Consider the following 16623-nt stretch of genomic DNA (forward strand, 5'->3'; position numbering starts at 1 on the left):
ATGTCGCGTATTAAACAGTTTCAGGCCGCAAGCGTCAAGAGCGAAATAAAGAAAAACCACCAAATGTTTAGTTTTCCACCAATACCCCGCTTAAATTGAGCATTTTGGCTTAAAACCGAATCAACACCGGCCTTTCAGCAGCTTTTTACCTCAAACAGCAGGCTGGTTAGATTTTTTCCAGATTCGCCAAACAACGGTGAATGGCACCACAGCCCGGGACAAAGGTTTTTACGCCTTTTTCTTCTTCCATTCGACAGGCTTCTGCAACCAGCCTTTCTGCCACCCCCCGCCCTCGATTGGCTGGATGCACTACAATATTTTCCAGAATCCGGCTTTCACCTTGTCCCGTGGCCCAAATTGCACCAATGATTTTGGTATTAAATTCTGCCGTATAAAGTAGGGTATACTGTGCCAGGTTTTGCTCTAGTTGTTCTATGGCATCTGCCCCATCACTAAATTCAGGGCTGGTGTCATACAGTCGCTCAAGCTGGCTGCGCACTTCATCATTTTCCAAAGAAGTATAAGCATGTACGGTGATAGGCATTGATAAACCCTCCTGAGCAATCTAATATGCGGTGACGTCGTCACGGCGAAAAATATTTTCTACATCAATCATTTTGACGTATTTGAGGAACGTGTCTATGACAGATCGTATCAGTGAAGTGGTAAGAAATACCAACGAAACCAAAATTCGCGTTCGTTTGAACCTCGACGGTACTGGTCAAGGCACCTTAAACACAGGGATTCCATTTTTAGATCATATGATTGATCAAATCAAGCGCCATGGCTTGTTTGATATTGATATCCATTGTGATGGTGACTTGGAAATTGATGACCACCACACGGTAGAAGATTGTGGCATCAGCTTGGGGCAAGCCTTTGCACAGGCACTCGGTAATAAAACAGGTTTAAAACGCTATGGCCATTTCTATGCCCCACTAGATGAATCTTTAAGCCGTGTCGTGGTCGATCTTTCAGGCCGTCCGGGGCTGTTTATGGATGTTCCTTTTACCCGTGCAACCATTGGCCGTTTTGATGTAGATCTGTTTTCTGAATTCTTCCAGGGTTTTGTCAACCACGCCTTAATGACGGTACATATCGACAACCTGAAAGGCAAAAACAGCCATCACCAGATTGAAAGTGTATTTAAGGCTTTTGCCCGTGCACTGCGTATGGCATGTGAGGTTGATCCACGTGCTGCCAATACAGTGGCGTCTACCAAAGGGACACTGTAATGCCCCGTATTGCCCTTCTTGACTATGGCATGGGAAATCTGCACTCGGCAGCCAAAGCCCTGGAACATGTCGGTGCCACTGTGGATGTGACCAATGATCCAAGGCTGATTGCACAGGCAGACAAGATTGTCTTTCCAGGGGTCGGTGCAATGCGTGATTGTATGCAGGGCATGCATGAAGCCGGTATTGATACCGTGGTGCGTAATGCTGTGTTTAATAAACCGGTGCTGGCAATCTGTGTCGGCATGCAGGCGTTAATGCAACATTCTGAGGAGAATGGCGGTACGCCGGCTCTGGGTATTTTTGAAGGGGCAGTCAAGCACTTCCCGGAGATGGCCGGCTTAAAAGTGCCGCATATGGGCTGGAATCAGGTACATCAGGCAGACCCCGATCATCCGATGTGGAAAGATATCGATCAGGACGCGCGTTTCTATTTTGTGCATAGCTATTATGTAGAACCGCAAGACCCGGCTATTGTGGCGGCGCAGTGTACCTATGGCCTTGAATTTTGTACGGCGATTCATAAAGAAAACCTGTTTGCCACTCAGTTCCATCCGGAAAAAAGTCATACAGCAGGCCTGCAATTACTGAAAAACTTTGTGGACTGGAATATCTGATTCCTGCCCCGTCAACAAAGCCCGCGAGATGCGGGCTTTTTTACTGCCTAAGATTTAAGCTTTTCAGATTCAAAGAATAATTATATGATTCTCTCACCAAAAAAAACAAATGAAAATAAAAGGAAATAATATGCTTAATACCATTCATGATTCTGGATTCAAACCTGCTGGCCGTTTTAGCCGTCGTTCTTATCTCGCCTGGAATATGCTCATGGGCTTTTTCTTTCTGCTCATCGGGTGTGTTATCGCCTTGATGCTGCCAGGCATAAATCTGGATACTCTGGGAAGCTCGCTCTCCTCTCCTGTAATCATCCTGTTTATTTTCCTGTACGGCGTGGCTATTTATTTTAGTATGGTCTTTACAATTCGCCGCCTGCATGACCGCAATCATAGCGGCTGGTTCAGCCTGCTACTGCTGGTGCCTGTGGTGAATATTTTATTTGCCCTTTATCTCCTGTTTGCACCTGGGGATCAACAGGCGAACCAGTTTGGACAGCCCCGTACTACCCGTGGCTGGGAAAATGTACTGGCTATTCTGTATATTCTGGTCCTTATTTTATTATTCATAGCGACTTTTATGATATCGGGTGACCCTCTGTCAAAGCTCTAAATCATCCGAGTATTGAAGCATGGGCCTCTTCTAGCTGCCCATGCCTTTCATCCCGCCCTGCTTTTTGCACTTTATCTTAAAAAATTTTAAGCTGTTTTTTTACAAAAAAATACAGCACTGCCATGGATGAATGCTTACATTCCGTCTTACCGAGCAAAGAACACATTGCAACGTTTCCTCGGTTTCAAAATCTTGTACCTGAACGCATCCTTGTGATTAACAGTCTGCAGCAATGTGAAGCCTTGCGTTCGGAGCTTGAACAGGTGACAGTATTCGGTTTTGACTCGGAATCCAAACCCACCTTTAAGGCCGGTGAAGTGTCTACAGGCCCCCATCTGATTCAACTGGCAACTCTGGACAAAGCCTATCTTTTTCAAATGCACGAGCAGATCTGGCAGTTTTTAAAACCGATTTTTGCCAGTCGTGACCAGATTAAAGTCGGTTTCGGCCTGAAAAATGATGCCCATCTCTTTCGTAAAAGAGGGATTGAACTGAACAACGTGATAGAGCTATCGACATGTTTTAGGGATTTTGGCCTAAAAAATCCGGTGGGGCTGAAAAATGCCATGGCTTTACTGTTTCAGGTCAATTTCCCCAAATCGAAACATATCAGCACCTCAAACTGGGCCACAAAACATCTCAGTCCGGCCCAGATCAGCTATGCGACAGCCGATGCCTATGCACCGCGTCTAGTGTTTGAAGAACTACTGGCGCGGGGATTATTACCCAAAGACCTTCCTGGTACCTCACTCAAACCCAAAATCCGGCCGAACTCCACAATGTAGCTGTTTAAAAAGGTTATTCGCTCTTTAGCTGTGCTCTGTATTTTCAGCATTCTATTTTTTCAATACCCCACAATACTTGAACGCCCAACAGCAGCTAAAATAGCCAATAAAGTCCGGTCAATGAAAATCAGCGTGCCTGTGGAATTGCCCTGTTAAATTCAGCCAGCCAGAAAACCACTCTCTATATAAATCACTAAAATAATGGAAATAAATTACAGAACTCTCCCTTATCTTCGGACAGGTTTTCTCTTTTCATACGCTTTATCAGTTAGAAATTGTGACTTTATTTGCTAAGATGAGCTGATACAAATTCATTCTAAAGATTAAGCAAGGAGCGAAAGCATGCTGATCATCCCGGCAATTGACCTGAAAGATGGCAAATGTGTCCGCTTAAAACAAGGTCGTATGGAAGACGATACCGTATTTTCTGATGATCCGGTTGCAACAGCACAGCATTGGGTCAATGAAGGTGCTCGCCGTCTGCATCTGGTAGATCTTAACGGTGCCTTTGCAGGTACACCGGTGCATAAGCCGGTGGTCGAAGCTATTGTCAGGTCTCAACCTGAGCTGCCTATCCAGATTGGTGGCGGAATCCGTTCGCTGGAAACGATTGAGCATTATCTGGAAGCAGGTGTGTCATTTGTAATTATCGGCACCAAAGCGGTTCAGGAGCCTGAGTTCGTCGAAGAAGCATGCAAGAAATTCGCTGGACATATCATTGTCGGTATTGATGCCATGAATGGCATGGTGGCAACCGATGGCTGGGCCAATATTACCGATGTCAAAGCCACTGATCTGGCCAAACGTTTTGCAGATGCCGGCGTATCTAGCATTGTCTATACCGATATTGCCCGTGATGGCATGATGCAGGGTGTAAACATCGAGCAGACCGCCACTCTGGCACAATATTCAGGGTTGCCTGTGATTGCTTCAGGTGGGGTCACCAATATGGATGATGTACGTCAGCTGAAAGATCAACCAGGTATTCTAGGTGCAATTACCGGCCGTGCGATTTATGAAGGGACTTTAAGCCTGCGTGAAGCACAATTATTGCTGGATGAGCAGGAAGCGCTATAATACGTCACTGCTGAAGAAAGAGGTCTGCGGGCCTCTTTTTTTATTGTCCTATTTTTTGATTTCCTTCCCATGTCTACATCTGTTTATCATCTCCGCTCTGGCTGGACAGCCAAAGCGCCTCAAATCGCCCTGGTCCTGATCACGATCATCTGGGGTGGCAGTTTTATTACCGTACAATACGGCCTGAATTTTAGCAGTCCAGTGCTGTTTGTGGGCTTGCGTTTTGCGGCAGCTGCGATTGCGGTAAGTTTGATCTCACTTCAGCATCTTCGGGGCATGACGCTAAAAGAAGTATGGGCCGGTGCGGTAATTGGCGCGGTGATTGCTATAGGGTATGCCACCCAGACGGTGGGGCTACAGAGCATTAGCAGTAGCGAGTCGGCCTTTTTGACTGCCCTGTATGTTCCTCTGGTTCCTTTGCTGCTCTGGCTGCTCTTCGGTAAAAAACCGCAGGTGATGACCTGGGTAGGTGTTCTGTTGGCCTTTGTGGGACTGGTGTTTTTAACCGGAAATGGCTGGGGTGCAATTCAGCTGAATTTTGGCCAGATCCTGACCCTGCTTGGTTCATTTGCAATTGCTTTGGAAATTATTTTTATCAGCCATTTTGCCGAACAGGTGAATGTACGGCGGGTGACTGTACTGCAACTGTTTTTTGCCTCCCTATTCTGCTTTCTGGTTGCACCTTGGCTTGGAGAGTCCCGCCTGCCAGTGTTTCACTGGCATCTGGCTGGTATTTTAGTCGCGCTGGGAATAGCCAGTGCGTGTATACAGCTAGTTATGAACTGGGCCCAGCGGCGGGTAGATCCGTCTCAGGCAGCCATCATTTATGCTGGAGAGCCGATCTGGGCCGGCCTGTTTGGCCGTCTGGCCGGAGAACGCCTGCCCGCACTGGCCCTGCTGGGTGGGCTGATGGTGGTACTAGGTGTCATTGCCAGTGAATGGAAACCCCAATTCCTCAGAAAAATAAAAAAGGAAAAGCTGGGATAGCCAGCCTTCTGCACTTGAGCTGCATCTCAGCCCGCTCAAGAGCAGAAGGTGCAAACCTGAATACAATAAAAATATGCTTTCATTTAAAAGTTCAATCCAGAAGTTCACTGTTCAGCACGATACATGGGCTGGTTATCATTCAGGCGCATAATGCCGCGAATCGCCCGATAGACAATCCAGATCCAGGACAAACCAATGACGGCAATACAAAAAGCTGAAGCGCCCAAAGCCACACCGGTAAAGAGATCCGGATCGTCATGGGTAAAGAACAACAGCAGGAAAGGAATGAAAGCGATGATATTCCAGATCAGATACCACCAGAAAGTGCGGATTTGCCAGGTAAAATGACTTTCAAAAATTGTCCCGCGCACCGCAGAACGTTTTACATAGTTAATCACCAGGGCAATGATTGCCAGCAAGCCCGCGCTAAAAATCGCCACAATATATAAAATATACAGAATCAGGGTTAGGCTTCGATTCGGATCTTTATCAATAGAGTAGTTCATCATGCTCCCGAGGCTGCTCCTAGATATTCAAACTATTCAAGGGAGAAATCAGCCATACCATTAAAATAATATTAAAGGCTATGGTACAAAAATAAATCTGCCTAAAAGGTTGTTTTTGTGTTTTGTGCCTTAATTTTTGCTGTGCCAGCCAGGCAGCCGGCCATCCGCCTAAAAAGGCCACCAGATGCAAGGTATTTTCCGGAATACGGCGATTACCGAGTTGCGCAGCTTCCTTATCCTGAGCATAGAGCCAATAGCTCAGGGCATTGATCAGGCTGATGAACAACAATACCAAACCACTGAGCAGACCGGCCAGAGTCAGCCCTGCCAATACCAGAATATAAACCACACAAGCAATCTGCATCCGCTGTAATTTTTGAGAAGGCGCTGTGGTCGCTGCTGGCTTGCGTGCAGACGCTGTTCGGGCTTGAGAGGCTTTTAGGTACATCACCTGCTGGGCGCGATAACGTCCACGCTCATCCAGAATTACCAGATAATCCAGTGCACAGCCAACAATTGGACGCGGTCCCGGGCGTGCAAAATCCTTGATATGCAAAAACACGCGGTCTTTGGCCTGATCATTGGGCTGAATAAAACCATAGCCCTTATCATCAAACCATTCCACCAGACGCCCCTGATCACGCATGTGCCCCATCCTTTTCTATATCAATTTAAGCAGTGACAAACTTTAAACGTTCAATCAGCATATTACGCATCTCGATTGGATTTTTTTGCAAAATATCTACCCCGCTACGTCCCTCGGTTGTATTCTTCTGGGCCACCTGTAAACGCATCATCCAGAAACGTCCGGCTGCCATGGCCAGATACAGCTCCAGACAGGCTTTTTCACCTTCAGTTAAAGGACGGACACCTTCATAGGCAGTGAGAAAAGCCAGGGCCTTCTCTTCGTTTAAAGTAACATCGGGATAATTGCTACAGAAATCATTTAGGGTAATCGCGATATCAAACAGGAATTCGTCTTTATTCAGCTCATAAAAATCCAGAATTCCCTTCAGCTCGTCACCTTGGAATAAGGTATTGTCACGAAACAGGTCGGAATGGATAAAGCCGCGTGGACGGTCTGGATAGACCGCAGTCAAAGCATCATACAAACCTAAAAGTTTGCCTAGTAACACCTTGTCTGCCGGACTTAAACTGGACTTGAGATCCAGCGCCACACCATACCAATAGGCATGGTCACGTACAAAGGCGCGCTCCAGTTCGAAGTTTTGCAAGGCCATATGCATTTGTGCCTGCGCCACTGCAATCGCCTCAACCTGAGCCACGGTAGGCGATATTGGATGCTCCCCCATCAGACGCGGTGCAATCTGGGCCGGTTTATTCTTGATACGGTGAATCGCTTTGCCAGAGTGAAATAAGGGAACTGGTACCGCCAGTCCAGCCTGCCCCAAACATTCCAGTACAGGCACCAGTTCTCCTGCCGCCTTGTCATCCAGTTCTTCAAAGATGGTCAGGACATATTGCCGGTTTTCGCAGACCAGAAAATAGTTGGTGTTTTGAATGCCTGCCTGAATAGGAATCAGGTCGATCACCTTCAGTCCATACGGTGCTGCAAACTCCTGAACTTCCTTTAAAGTCAAAGTGGTATAAACCGACATAGAAAACCTGCGAAAAAACCTACATATTTTTGCTAGAATACCGTTTCCATCTGCCAAGGTGTAGCGCTTGCGTGGGTGAGTTTCATAATCGGCTGTAATAATTGGAAAAATTTATGCTAGCTAAACGTATTATTCCTTGTCTGGACGTTGATAACGGTCGCGTGGTCAAGGGTGTTCAGTTCCTTGATATCCGTGATGCAGGTGACCCGGTCGAAGTGGCACGCCGTTATAATGAACAGGGTGCCGATGAAATCACTTTCCTTGATATTACTGCTACACATCATGGACGTGACACGACTTATCGTACAGTGGAACGTATGGCTGAATCGGTTTTTGTGCCGTTAACCGTCGGTGGTGGCGTACGCAAGGTCGAAGATATCCGCCTGCTGCTCAATGCCGGTGCAGATAAAGTCAGTATCAACTCGGCTGCGGTCTTTAATCCGGAGTTTGTTCAGGAAGCCTCGCAACGTTTCGGCGCCCAGTGTATTGTGGTGGCGATTGATGCCAAAAGAACTGGTGAAAACAAATGGGAAATTTTCACCCACGGTGGTCGTAAACCGACCGGTATCGATGCACTGCAATGGGCCGAAAAAATGGCCAGTTATGGCGCAGGTGAACTGCTGATTACCTCAATGGATGCCGATGGAACCAAAGCCGGCTATGATATTCCTCTCATGCGTGCCATCAATGACCGGGTCACGGTTCCCACCATTGCTTCAGGTGGAGTAGGCAGCTTACAGCATCTGGCAGACGGTATTATTCACGGCGGAGCAGATGCGGTACTTGCGGCTTCAATTTTCCACTTTGGCCAGCACACCATTCCGGAAGCCAAAGCTTATATGGCCGCCCAGGGCATTGAAATGCGCCTGTGATCTGCTTGATTCAAGAATCAAGCCAATAAAAAAGAGCGTAGAATGGCGCTCTTTTTTTGCTTATTAGGCTGAAACAGTACACATTTCAGCTAAAAAAAAGGAGTCTGACGACTCCCTATAAAACCAAGAATAACTACAGCACTTGGTATCTCATCTACCTCCTGCTTCATCTATCTCCGTGCCTACCGGAGAGATCAAGCAGATCGACAGGCACCAATATAGGTTAATTTTCCAGCACAATATTGACAATAGATCCCCTATTTATTGACAAAACACGACGCCACCTCAAAAGTGAGAACTGCTTGTTATTTTATATACCCATCACTTAGATGTTGATGTTATTGCAGTTGGTCTCGCACTTTGGCCCATTTAGCCGGAAAATAACGGTTGGCCAGACTGGTCAAATGAGTGGATAAGGCTTCAGGCAGTGCAATACCCAGAGGATTTTTTTCCTGCAAATCGGGTGATGAAATGACCCGGGTACCCAGCAGATAATCAAACCAGGGTTTGGTCACGCACCAGTTGGCATCCTGATTACTGTTCATATGGTGGTCATAATGCCAAGGAATTTTTTTTCTGGCCCATTCTGGCTCCAGATGGGCGCGGCGGTGAATATAATAATAGTTGCCCGCACTATACAAAGTCGCCAGAACCATTCCTTTGGACACAGGATAAAATACAAGTCCAAAAACACTGGCCACCACCACCAGCGAACCGATTTCATTACGGGTACGCCAGTTCTTGTAGCCCTCTACATAACCAATATCCGAGAATTCCGTTTTACGCACTTCACGATGATGCTCCCAATGTGAACGCATACTTTCCGGGACCGGGCTATAACGTGCCTGCCCTGCTCTATGGGTTCCATGCAATATATATTTATGGGCAAACCACTCAAAACCATTGGCCACGACCAGTCCTGTCAAAAAACCTTTCCACATGATCAGACTCTCCTTTTTCTTTCTACTATAGATCAAGTAAAAGACTAGATATTGACCCTAAACTTCAATATGATTGACAAAATACGACAAAATACTAAAAACTTTAAACATGCAGACTCAGAAAGATTATGCGGGTTCAGTCTATGGTGGTTTAGGTCATTTGCTGCTGGCTTTTTATAATAAATATCAGTTGAAGCCACCACAAAAATTGCTGGATGTTCAGCCACTGGAACGTTTTGATTATGTCATCTGGCATGATCTGTTAACTACCTTGGAACAACAGTTGCAGCGCCCAGCACTCGGCCTGGAAATTGCCGCACTCGTACAACCAAAATATTTAGGCATACTGGCCTATATTGCCCTGTCCTGTGAAACCCTGAGCGATGCGCTCATGCGTTATCATGATTATCACCGTCTGATCTATGACGGGACACCTTTGCAGATATCTATCCATAATGAGATCCTCAGCATTGGCTGGGACGATATCCCCTTTAACCTGTCCTCCCAGATCACTGATGAAGTCGCGATTGCCCTGTTAATGGAATTTCTCAAATCGATTCTGGATATCCATGATATTCGGCTGCATGAGGTTCATTTCAAACGCTCTCCACCCAAAAACACTATGATTTACGAGCAGTATTTCCGCGCCAAGGTACGTTTTAATCAGGATAAAGCCCAGATTCAACTGACAGTTTCAGAGCTGTCCCGGCCTCTGCGGCAAGGTGATCAGACCTTGCAGGAACTGCTTAAACAGCAAGCTGAGGCCCTGTTAGAAAAATTACCTCATGCCACCGATATGGACCAACGTTTACAGCAAGCCATACTGGCTGGCCTGCAAAAAAACATGTTTCAGATTGAGGCAATTGCCCGGCAGATGAACCTGTCCGTACGCAAATTACAGCGTTATTTGCAGCAGCAGGGGAAAACCTACCAGCAGCGCATGCAGGAAATCCGCTGCATGATGGCCCAGCAATATTTAAAGGACTCACGCTTGAGCCTGCAAGAAATTGCCCTGCTGCTTGGCTATTCTGAACAGAGTGCTTTTCAGCGTGCCTTCAAGCACTGGACGGCGCAGACCCCGCAGCAATGGCGTTCTAATTATTTAGCCAGTGCAAAATAGCAGCGTAGATAAGAGGATGCTGCGCTAAAAAAAGGAAAAATTCAGGATTCAAGCAAAAATATCGATCACAGCCCAGTCGCAGCTTCAGTTTTTCTGAAAAGTTTAGAGGCGACCTTAACCAGATCCTGGTTTACTTCTTTATAAAAACGGATTCTCGATTTCATGAGCATCATCATGCTCAATTTTTTCTGGTAAATCAGGGGTATTTTCCAGTTCCTGAACAATATCATCCAGCAGCGCCTGCAAGACTTTGGCAGCCTTGAGTCCAGCCTGGTCTTTGGTAATTTGCAAATTACCATACAGGCTGACACAGTCCAGATCATTTTCAACTGTCAGATCATGAATGGCATGCGACTCATTGCCATCTTTATAGGCTTTAAACATAGTGGCCCCATCCTATCTGCTTATTCTAAAGTACTCTCTGCATGCTACCCGAATCAGGCTTTTTACAGCAAGTCTATTTCAGCAGTTGCAGAATGAACTGAAGAATCGCTTCGGTCAACTGGCTGATCAAAGCCGTCTGAGTATTGCTTTCTGTCGTATTGCTTGCAGCGGTGTTTCTATTTTGCGTCGGGCTATCGCTGGTCACCGCTTTAAATTCACGCTGCAAGGCCTGCAAGTTTTCCTTGGACACGCCTTCGGCACACTGGCTTTCTGCATCCCAGTGGGAATAGGCAATCTTCTGGTTGGCTTTCACAGCTCTGGCCGTCAACGGTAAATGGTAGGTATTACGTTTTTGCTCTTCGGTTAACTGCGGGAACAGGTTAATTCCCAGCTTTTCTTCCAGATAGCAGACACTCACAACTCGAACCATTTGTGAATTATCGTTTGGCGCATAATACGCCCCGATCGCCCCGGTTTTTGGCATATAAATCGCTTTATAGACGGCGGTTGGCACAATGACGCCATTACCAATGGTTTTCAGTTTTTTCGCAGCAAAGACCGGACCAGTAATCACATACACATCCTGCTTTTGTCGCGTGACTATTGCCCGGGTTGCCTCTTCCAGTTCACGCCAGACCTGCTGATTATTTTTAGGGGCTTGCGGCACCATATTGGCCAGCGAAAAACTGTCATACTGGGCTGCCTTGGTTGGCATATCCGCATTAGGCGCCATATGCCCGCGATCATAGCCTGAACCACGATAATCCGCCAGCGTCGCGCGATGTACTGCCTTCACACGTCCTTCTTCATGGAAGCTGTCTTCACGCGGAATTTTTTGGCTCAGCCGTGCTGGCGTTAAAACCTCTGCCACCCAGAGCGGAGTTTTCGACACCCCTGAATATCCAACATTAAAGCCATTAAAACACAGTGAATAACTGTCTTTTTTCAGACTGTCTTTCATCAGATAAGGTGGAGCATCATAATAAAACTGTGCCAGGCAAGATGAGTTTGACGTCGTTCCCAAAGACACCCACTGACCCAGCCTTTCTTGACCAAATGCAATCGCAAAACTGACCGAGGCCACTACACCCAAGATGATTTTGACACTATTTCCTTTTAACAACGGAGTTACACCACTCTTCGGTTTAGATTGCTTCTTGGCCATGCTGACAACTGCTATTTTCCGATCAATATTGATTTTTGGCGAGCTTAACAAGCTGTGTATATGAAGTATATCTCGCCCCTGTTATTCGCCTAACAATTAAACAAACCCCGCTCATTCAGGTCTTTCCTGTAACAGATTGTCTATTTTTTGATGGTTTTTAAATAGGGTTTTCTGAGTATTCAGTAGCTTTCATTGCGGCAAAAGAATGACTATGCAACAGTATAAAGCTATTTAAATTACGTACAATCATGGAGTCTGCATGAATTCCAAATTAACTCAAATTTTAGGTGTGGGCTTATTTACCAGTGTCCTAAGTGCGGCTGCTTTTGCCGAGCCACCTGTACAGCCAGGTGAAACTCTGGAAAGCCTAGCTAAAGCCAAAATTAGTACCACCGTCAACGGCCAGCAAGGCTCTTTAGAAAGCCTGGTCAATTCAGGGCAGGTGCGCCTGGTCAATCAGCCTGTACCAGCACAGCCTGCACAGCAACCGATGCCAGCCACTTCTTCCGAGGCACCGATGGCCGATCCAAACGCCAACCATCCTCACACCATGCCTAACCAGCTTGAAACTGCACCCGGCATGAACCCTGAACAGCCACAGCCAGCAAGTCCTGAAGCGGCTGCCATAGCGGCTCCTGCTGACATTTCAGCACAGCCCGAGACTGCTCCTATGGCTGAGGCTGCAATAAATGCGACACCTGATATGCCCGCAGTAGTAGAACCAGCACAATAATTCTATGAAGGATGCCTGATTCAGCTATTCCGAACGTGTCTTGCATAAAAAAAACCAGAATACAGTTCTGGTTTTTTTATGGCCTCTAGGGCCTCTATTTAATTTTACATTTCGATCTGACTACCTAACTCTACTACCCGATTAGGGGGAATCTGGTAAAAGTCACTGACCGGACTGGTATTACGCTGCATGGAAACAAACAGCTTTTCTCGCCATGTGGCCATGCCATCCCCTACCGTATGCATAATCCGCTCCCGTGAAATAAAGAAGCTGATCTGCATCAGATCATATTCAAAACCCCATTCGGCATAGGCTTGTTGCAAAGCCTCCGGAATATTCGGCTGGTCTTTAAAACCATAATACATATAGACCCGATAAAAATGCTTGCTAAGCGTTTCGACCTGAATGCGATCTTTTTTCGCCACAAAAGGGATATCCCGGGTAATCACGGTCACCAGAATATTGCGTTCATGCAGCACCTTGTTGTGCTTGATGTTATGTAACATGGCATGCGGAACAATGCTCGGGGTTCCGGTCAGGAAAATGGCTTCACCCGGAACAAACTTGGTCGCATCTCCCATCGAAATACTTTTGATAAACAGTTCGATTGGCAAGGCATCCTGCTCCAGACGGTTGAGTACCAGTGCACGCCCATCTTTCCAGGTCATTAAAATGGTAAACAGCACCGCACCAATCAGAATCGGCACCCAGCCTCCCGCAGCAATTTTTAAGGAGGTAGAGGCAACAAAAATCAGGTCAAGCGTTAAAAATGGAGCAGCAAAGAGTATGACTTTCCAGACTGGCCAGCGCCAGAATCCATAGGCCAAAATACTAATCAGAATAGTCCCGCAAAGCATGGTCATGGTGACTGCCACACCATAGGCACTGGCCAGATTGGCACTGTTTTCAAACAGCAAGATCAGGATTAACACCGAGATAAACAGCATCCAGTTAATAAAAGGCAGATAAATCTGGCCACGCTCTACCGCCGAAGTATGCTTCACACTCAGACGCGGTAAATAACGCAGCTGAATCGCCTGATTGACCATGGAGAACACCCCGGTAATCACAGCCTGAGATGCAATCACCGCTGCCGCAGTGGCGAGTCCAATCATTGGATAAAGTGCCCAGTCCGGGATCAGCATATAAAAAGGATTGGCTAACGCTTCTGGTTGACGTAATAACAACGCACCCTGTCCAGCATAGTTCAGCAGCAGGCAAGGTAAAACAATCACAAACCAGGCCATACGAATCGGCAAGCGGCCAAAATGGCCCATATCGGCATAGATTGCTTCACCCCCAGTCATGGTCAGAATCACCGCGCCCATGGTAAGAAATGCCACATAGGGCTGATCCACAACAAAGTGAAAAGCCCAATAAGGATTCACCATCGAAAGTACAAATGGCGTCTGGGCAATACTCCACAGACCGAAAGCCCCAATCGACAGGAACCAGAGCAAAGTCAAGGGGCCAAAAAATTTCCCCATGGTGCCTGTACCATGGCGTTGCAGCATAAACAGCCCGGCCAGAATCCCGATCGATAGCGGCATCAGCCAGCGGTCAAAGATAGGCGTGGCAATACTCAGGCCTTCAATGGCGGAAAGCACCGAGATGGCTGGCGTGATAATGCCATCTCCAAAAAACAGCGAGGCCCCGATAAACCCCAATGCAATTAGAAAAATTTTCTTCTGATCTGCAATTCGTGTGGTGCGCAGATTTAAAGCCAGTAGCGACATGATGCCGCCTTCGCCATTATTATCGGCACGCATGATAATCGTGACATATTTAAAGCTGATGGTCAGCATCATGCACCAGAAAATCAGGGACAGAATGCCAAGCACAGAGGCTTCACTGATCGCAAGATGTGCTGTGAGGAAACATTGGCGCAGTGCGTATAGAGGGCTGGTACCAATATCTCCAAAAACGACCCCAAGTGCAGCCAGCGTAATCACGGGAAGAGCTGCTTTTTCTGCTGTACTTTGCATATATTGTCTTCGTTTTAAACAAGCATTTTTGCAAATCATAGCATTACGTTAAAAGTTTTTCTGCAAATCAATTGTTTCAGCTTGGCAGCAGCGCTTTTTTTCGATATTATCCTCGGCCATGGTGAGGTGTCCGAGTGGCTGAAGGAGCACGCCTGGAAAGTGTGTATACGTTAATAGCGTATCGAGGGTTCGAATCCCTCTCTCACCGCCAGAATTTTAAAATCCGAATCACATGATTCGGATTTTTTTGTCTTAAAAATAAAAAATCGTATTATTTTTATCATCATTCTCCTTACACACTCTCCCTTTCCAGAAGTTCATAGCTGCTCAGAGCGACTATCGAAAAAAACCCTGCGTTTCTTTAATATTGTGTTCTGCTTTAATTTATTTATATTAACCCATCAAAAATTGGCACAATAATCGCTTCATTTTATTGTCATTAAAGCTATGTTATGGTTCGTTCAGGATATTTAAAAAAGGAGAGAAAAACTAAGACCAGAATAAAAAGACCTTAGATCGAAGTACACCATTTCAACTCAAAGTTAAAAGTAGATACACTGCTATTCGGAGAGCGAACATGAATAACAGCGCAAACTATATAAAACAAATCAAAAATGCAAAACGTGGTGGTTATACCCCGACTATCGCCAAGGATATTAACAAACATAAAATTCAAAAAGCCCTCAAACTTATCGAACAGTGGAGAAGCCTCGCTCAAGAACTCAAACCTCAAATGCAGTTCGATATGGCCTTTACTTTAGAGGAATGCGCACAAGATCTCGCCCAAATCCTGAAACATAAATAGTTTTTTAGCTACACCCCGTGATCTATTTCCAGTTCATTTCAGCTTCGCCCATAATAAAAAATGGGCGATTTACCGCTTAAAGTATGATGACCGCTTATCTTGCAGATTACTCTCAACTCCACATCGCTTTTTTGAAAGATTAACCGGTTATTTTTTGGCTTGCACCCACCCAAAAAATCTGTAGAATGCACTCCACATCGCCGGCATAGCTCAGTTGGTAGAGCAACTGACTTGTAATCAGTAGGTCCACAGTTCGAATCCGTGTGCCGGCACCATTATTAAACCTCGTAAGTCTTAGATTTATGGGGTTTTTTATTATCTATAGTTTTCCAGTGCATTCTTTTCTTGGTTCATCTTGTGGTCCATCAATTCAATAGTCTTGTGGTCTAAAATCAAGAATAAGTAACTATAATCCAAACTAGTTTCCTCCCTATAGCCATTTTCAAGCACTCCACTTCTCCAATCGGGCTACGTTAGAGATGAAGCATCTAGGTATCCCATCGAGGCGTATGACGAGTGGAAAATGGAACACTTGGGGAGTTTTTGATATTTCTTGGATTCGCTGTTTAGTACAGGACTTCTAGGCTCAATCCTTGTAGGTCGTGGGGTATTCTGCTAGAAGATCATTCATATAACCAGGATTCGGGTTAAATATTTTCTTTATTTTAATAAAACTTTAGACTTATTATTCTCCTTGTAAAAAAACACCTCATGATTATTATTAATAATAATATTTTTTGAAGCATTTAAAGTAATATTTTTCACTACGCCTAGACTATTTACTAAAGCCAAGTTAATAAATTTTTCTCCACTTTCTTCGGAAAATGGTGAAACTATTATCAACAATCCATTATTTGATTTAGGTAATACTACAGACGCACCAAAACTATCATCTAAAAAGTTATAAACTTTGGATAATTCTATAATATTAATTAATTCAACCTTACTACAACTATTTTTATTATTTTCTAAAATACATTTTAAATGATCCTTTGAGTTATATGGAAGAGACGTAACAGGAAATCCATCATCATTTTTTTCAATATTATTGTTCTTATGAAAATTTACAGAAATATTTTTTATTCTTATAATAGATTTCTTTCATAAGTCATTTTTTACTCAGCTCCAAGTTATAGATTCCCGCAATTAAATTGAATCTTAATCCCAGTCTTTTGCCTCGAT

At 45.4% G+C, this 16623-nt stretch carries 18 protein-coding genes and 2 tRNA genes; 12 read left to right on the forward strand and 8 right to left on the reverse strand.

The genetic code is table 11. From position 1 onward, the window contains the following. Nucleotides 1-166 precede the first annotated feature (166 nt). Nucleotides 167-544: a GNAT family N-acetyltransferase gene (locus NI467_RS10365; RefSeq protein WP_151204951.1), complete on the reverse strand. Its 378-nt coding sequence runs from the start codon at nucleotides 542-544 to the stop codon at nucleotides 167-169. Nucleotides 545-641: 97 nt separating this feature from the next. Here NI467_RS10365 and hisB point away from each other — a divergent pair, with 97 nt between their 5' ends. The 6 genes from hisB (at nucleotide 642) to NI467_RS10395 (ending at nucleotide 5311) form a co-directional block, all read left to right on the forward strand. Further along, complete coding sequence (gene hisB / locus NI467_RS10370) at nucleotides 642-1235, forward strand: imidazoleglycerol-phosphate dehydratase HisB (RefSeq protein WP_253152801.1); 594 nt, start codon at nucleotides 642-644, stop codon at nucleotides 1233-1235. Further along, nucleotides 1235-1852 (forward strand): imidazole glycerol phosphate synthase subunit HisH, encoded by a 618-nt coding sequence (hisH, locus tag NI467_RS10375; RefSeq protein WP_253152803.1) that lies wholly within the window; start codon nucleotides 1235-1237, stop codon nucleotides 1850-1852. Before hisB ends, hisH begins: the two co-directional genes overlap by 1 nt. A gap of 130 nt (nucleotides 1853-1982) precedes the next feature. After that, nucleotides 1983-2462, forward strand: a complete 480-nt coding sequence (locus tag NI467_RS10380) for a DUF805 domain-containing protein (RefSeq protein WP_253152805.1) — start codon at nucleotides 1983-1985, stop codon at nucleotides 2460-2462. 122 nt (nucleotides 2463-2584) lie between these two features. Further along, the gene (locus NI467_RS10385) at nucleotides 2585-3247 is read left to right on the forward strand and encodes a 3'-5' exonuclease (RefSeq protein WP_253152807.1); all 663 of its coding nucleotides are present in this window, start codon (nucleotides 2585-2587) and stop codon (nucleotides 3245-3247) included. Nucleotides 3248-3589: 342 nt separating this feature from the next. Continuing rightward, on the forward strand, nucleotides 3590-4324 hold the full coding sequence (gene hisA, locus NI467_RS10390; protein ID WP_253152809.1) for a 1-(5-phosphoribosyl)-5-[(5-phosphoribosylamino)methylideneamino]imidazole-4-carboxamide isomerase: 735 nt from the start codon (nucleotides 3590-3592) through the stop codon (nucleotides 4322-4324). A 69-nt stretch (nucleotides 4325-4393) separates the two neighbouring features. Next, nucleotides 4394-5311: a DMT family transporter gene (locus NI467_RS10395; RefSeq protein ID WP_253152810.1), complete on the forward strand. Its 918-nt coding sequence runs from the start codon at nucleotides 4394-4396 to the stop codon at nucleotides 5309-5311. 104 nt (nucleotides 5312-5415) lie between these two features. Here the strand turns inward: NI467_RS10395 and NI467_RS10400 are convergent, their stop codons facing one another. The 3 genes from NI467_RS10400 to NI467_RS10410 are packed head-to-tail and all read right to left on the reverse strand — an operon-like array spanning nucleotide 5416 to nucleotide 7436. Next, complete coding sequence (locus tag NI467_RS10400; protein ID WP_151205414.1) at nucleotides 5416-5817, reverse strand: hypothetical protein; 402 nt, start codon at nucleotides 5815-5817, stop codon at nucleotides 5416-5418. A gap of 19 nt (nucleotides 5818-5836) precedes the next feature. After that, on the reverse strand, nucleotides 5837-6463 hold the full coding sequence (locus tag NI467_RS10405; protein ID WP_151205413.1) for a DUF1294 domain-containing protein: 627 nt from the start codon (nucleotides 6461-6463) through the stop codon (nucleotides 5837-5839). A 25-nt stretch (nucleotides 6464-6488) separates the two neighbouring features. Then, on the reverse strand, nucleotides 6489-7436 hold the full coding sequence (locus tag NI467_RS10410; protein ID WP_253152811.1) for a homoserine kinase: 948 nt from the start codon (nucleotides 7434-7436) through the stop codon (nucleotides 6489-6491). Nucleotides 7437-7549: 113 nt separating this feature from the next. On the opposite strand from NI467_RS10410, the gene hisF reads away from it, so the two are divergent. Next, entirely contained in the window at nucleotides 7550-8308 is a 759-nt protein-coding gene (hisF, locus tag NI467_RS10415; RefSeq protein WP_253152812.1) for an imidazole glycerol phosphate synthase subunit HisF, read from the forward strand. Nucleotides 8309-8646: 338 nt separating this feature from the next. Here hisF and NI467_RS10420 read toward each other — a convergent pair whose 3' ends face one another. After that, nucleotides 8647-9249 carry a hypothetical protein gene (locus NI467_RS10420; protein ID WP_151207578.1) on the reverse strand — a complete coding sequence of 201 codons (603 nt, stop codon included), beginning with the start codon at nucleotides 9247-9249 and terminating at the stop codon, nucleotides 8647-8649. 109 nt (nucleotides 9250-9358) lie between these two features. On the opposite strand from NI467_RS10420, the gene NI467_RS10425 reads away from it, so the two are divergent. Further along, on the forward strand, nucleotides 9359-10369 hold the full coding sequence (locus NI467_RS10425) for an AraC family transcriptional regulator (RefSeq protein ID WP_174659143.1): 1011 nt from the start codon (nucleotides 9359-9361) through the stop codon (nucleotides 10367-10369). Between the two features lie 138 nt (nucleotides 10370-10507). Here the strand turns inward: NI467_RS10425 and NI467_RS10430 are convergent, their stop codons facing one another. Both NI467_RS10430 and NI467_RS10435 read right to left on the reverse strand, forming a co-directional pair. Next, nucleotides 10508-10753: a hypothetical protein gene (locus NI467_RS10430; protein WP_174659142.1), complete on the reverse strand. Its 246-nt coding sequence runs from the start codon at nucleotides 10751-10753 to the stop codon at nucleotides 10508-10510. 73 nt (nucleotides 10754-10826) lie between these two features. After that, on the reverse strand, nucleotides 10827-11918 hold the full coding sequence (locus NI467_RS10435; protein WP_253152849.1) for a DNA/RNA non-specific endonuclease: 1092 nt from the start codon (nucleotides 11916-11918) through the stop codon (nucleotides 10827-10829). A gap of 259 nt (nucleotides 11919-12177) precedes the next feature. On the opposite strand from NI467_RS10435, the gene NI467_RS10440 reads away from it, so the two are divergent. Further along, nucleotides 12178-12651 carry a hypothetical protein gene (locus tag NI467_RS10440; RefSeq protein ID WP_253152851.1) on the forward strand — a complete coding sequence of 158 codons (474 nt, stop codon included), beginning with the start codon at nucleotides 12178-12180 and terminating at the stop codon, nucleotides 12649-12651. A gap of 104 nt (nucleotides 12652-12755) precedes the next feature. On the opposite strand, the gene NI467_RS10445 is transcribed toward NI467_RS10440, so the two are convergent. After that, a complete protein-coding gene (locus NI467_RS10445) occupies nucleotides 12756-14636 on the reverse strand; it encodes a potassium transporter Kup (RefSeq protein WP_253152853.1) in 1881 nt (626 codons plus the stop codon). A 120-nt stretch (nucleotides 14637-14756) separates the two neighbouring features. Between NI467_RS10445 and NI467_RS10450 the strand changes: the two genes are divergently transcribed. The 3 genes from NI467_RS10450 (at nucleotide 14757) to NI467_RS10460 (ending at nucleotide 15716) form a co-directional block, all read left to right on the forward strand. Next, a tRNA-Ser gene (locus NI467_RS10450) sits at nucleotides 14757-14847 on the forward strand. Nucleotides 14848-15213: 366 nt separating this feature from the next. Beyond that, a complete protein-coding gene (locus NI467_RS10455; protein ID WP_151205090.1) occupies nucleotides 15214-15441 on the forward strand; it encodes a hypothetical protein in 228 nt (75 codons plus the stop codon). Nucleotides 15442-15640: 199 nt separating this feature from the next. Beyond that, nucleotides 15641-15716 (forward strand) — tRNA-Thr (locus NI467_RS10460). Nucleotides 15717-16623 lie beyond the last annotated feature (907 nt).

This window comes from Acinetobacter sp. S4397-1, from assembly GCF_024129285.1.
Taxonomy (GTDB): domain Bacteria; phylum Pseudomonadota; class Gammaproteobacteria; order Pseudomonadales; family Moraxellaceae; genus Acinetobacter; species Acinetobacter lwoffii_C.

Coding starts and splice junctions, on each gene's coding strand:
- NI467_RS10425 (WP_174659143.1), top strand. CDS start 9,359: ATGCAGACTCAGAAAGATTATGCGGGTTCAGTCTATGGTGGTTTAGGT.
- hisH (WP_253152803.1), top strand. CDS start 1,235: ATGCCCCGTATTGCCCTTCTTGACTATGGCATGGGAAATCTGCACTCG.
- NI467_RS10405 (WP_151205413.1), bottom strand. CDS start 6,463: ATGCGTGATCAGGGGCGTCTGGTGGAATGGTTTGATGATAAGGGCTAT.
- hisF (WP_253152812.1), top strand. CDS start 7,550: ATGCTAGCTAAACGTATTATTCCTTGTCTGGACGTTGATAACGGTCGC.
- NI467_RS10455 (WP_151205090.1), top strand. CDS start 15,214: ATGAATAACAGCGCAAACTATATAAAACAAATCAAAAATGCAAAACGT.
- hisA (WP_253152809.1), top strand. CDS start 3,590: ATGCTGATCATCCCGGCAATTGACCTGAAAGATGGCAAATGTGTCCGC.
- NI467_RS10430 (WP_174659142.1), bottom strand. CDS start 10,753: ATGTTTAAAGCCTATAAAGATGGCAATGAGTCGCATGCCATTCATGAT.
- NI467_RS10440 (WP_253152851.1), top strand. CDS start 12,178: ATGAATTCCAAATTAACTCAAATTTTAGGTGTGGGCTTATTTACCAGT.
- NI467_RS10435 (WP_253152849.1), bottom strand. CDS start 11,918: ATGGCCAAGAAGCAATCTAAACCGAAGAGTGGTGTAACTCCGTTGTTA.
- hisB (WP_253152801.1), top strand. CDS start 642: ATGACAGATCGTATCAGTGAAGTGGTAAGAAATACCAACGAAACCAAA.
- NI467_RS10420 (WP_151207578.1), bottom strand. CDS start 9,249: ATGTGGAAAGGTTTTTTGACAGGACTGGTCGTGGCCAATGGTTTTGAG.
- NI467_RS10365 (WP_151204951.1), bottom strand. CDS start 544: ATGCCTATCACCGTACATGCTTATACTTCTTTGGAAAATGATGAAGTG.
- NI467_RS10410 (WP_253152811.1), bottom strand. CDS start 7,436: ATGTCGGTTTATACCACTTTGACTTTAAAGGAAGTTCAGGAGTTTGCA.
- NI467_RS10400 (WP_151205414.1), bottom strand. CDS start 5,817: ATGAACTACTCTATTGATAAAGATCCGAATCGAAGCCTAACCCTGATT.
- NI467_RS10380 (WP_253152805.1), top strand. CDS start 1,983: ATGCTTAATACCATTCATGATTCTGGATTCAAACCTGCTGGCCGTTTT.
- NI467_RS10445 (WP_253152853.1), bottom strand. CDS start 14,636: ATGCAAAGTACAGCAGAAAAAGCAGCTCTTCCCGTGATTACGCTGGCT.
- NI467_RS10395 (WP_253152810.1), top strand. CDS start 4,394: ATGTCTACATCTGTTTATCATCTCCGCTCTGGCTGGACAGCCAAAGCG.
- NI467_RS10385 (WP_253152807.1), top strand. CDS start 2,585: ATGGATGAATGCTTACATTCCGTCTTACCGAGCAAAGAACACATTGCA.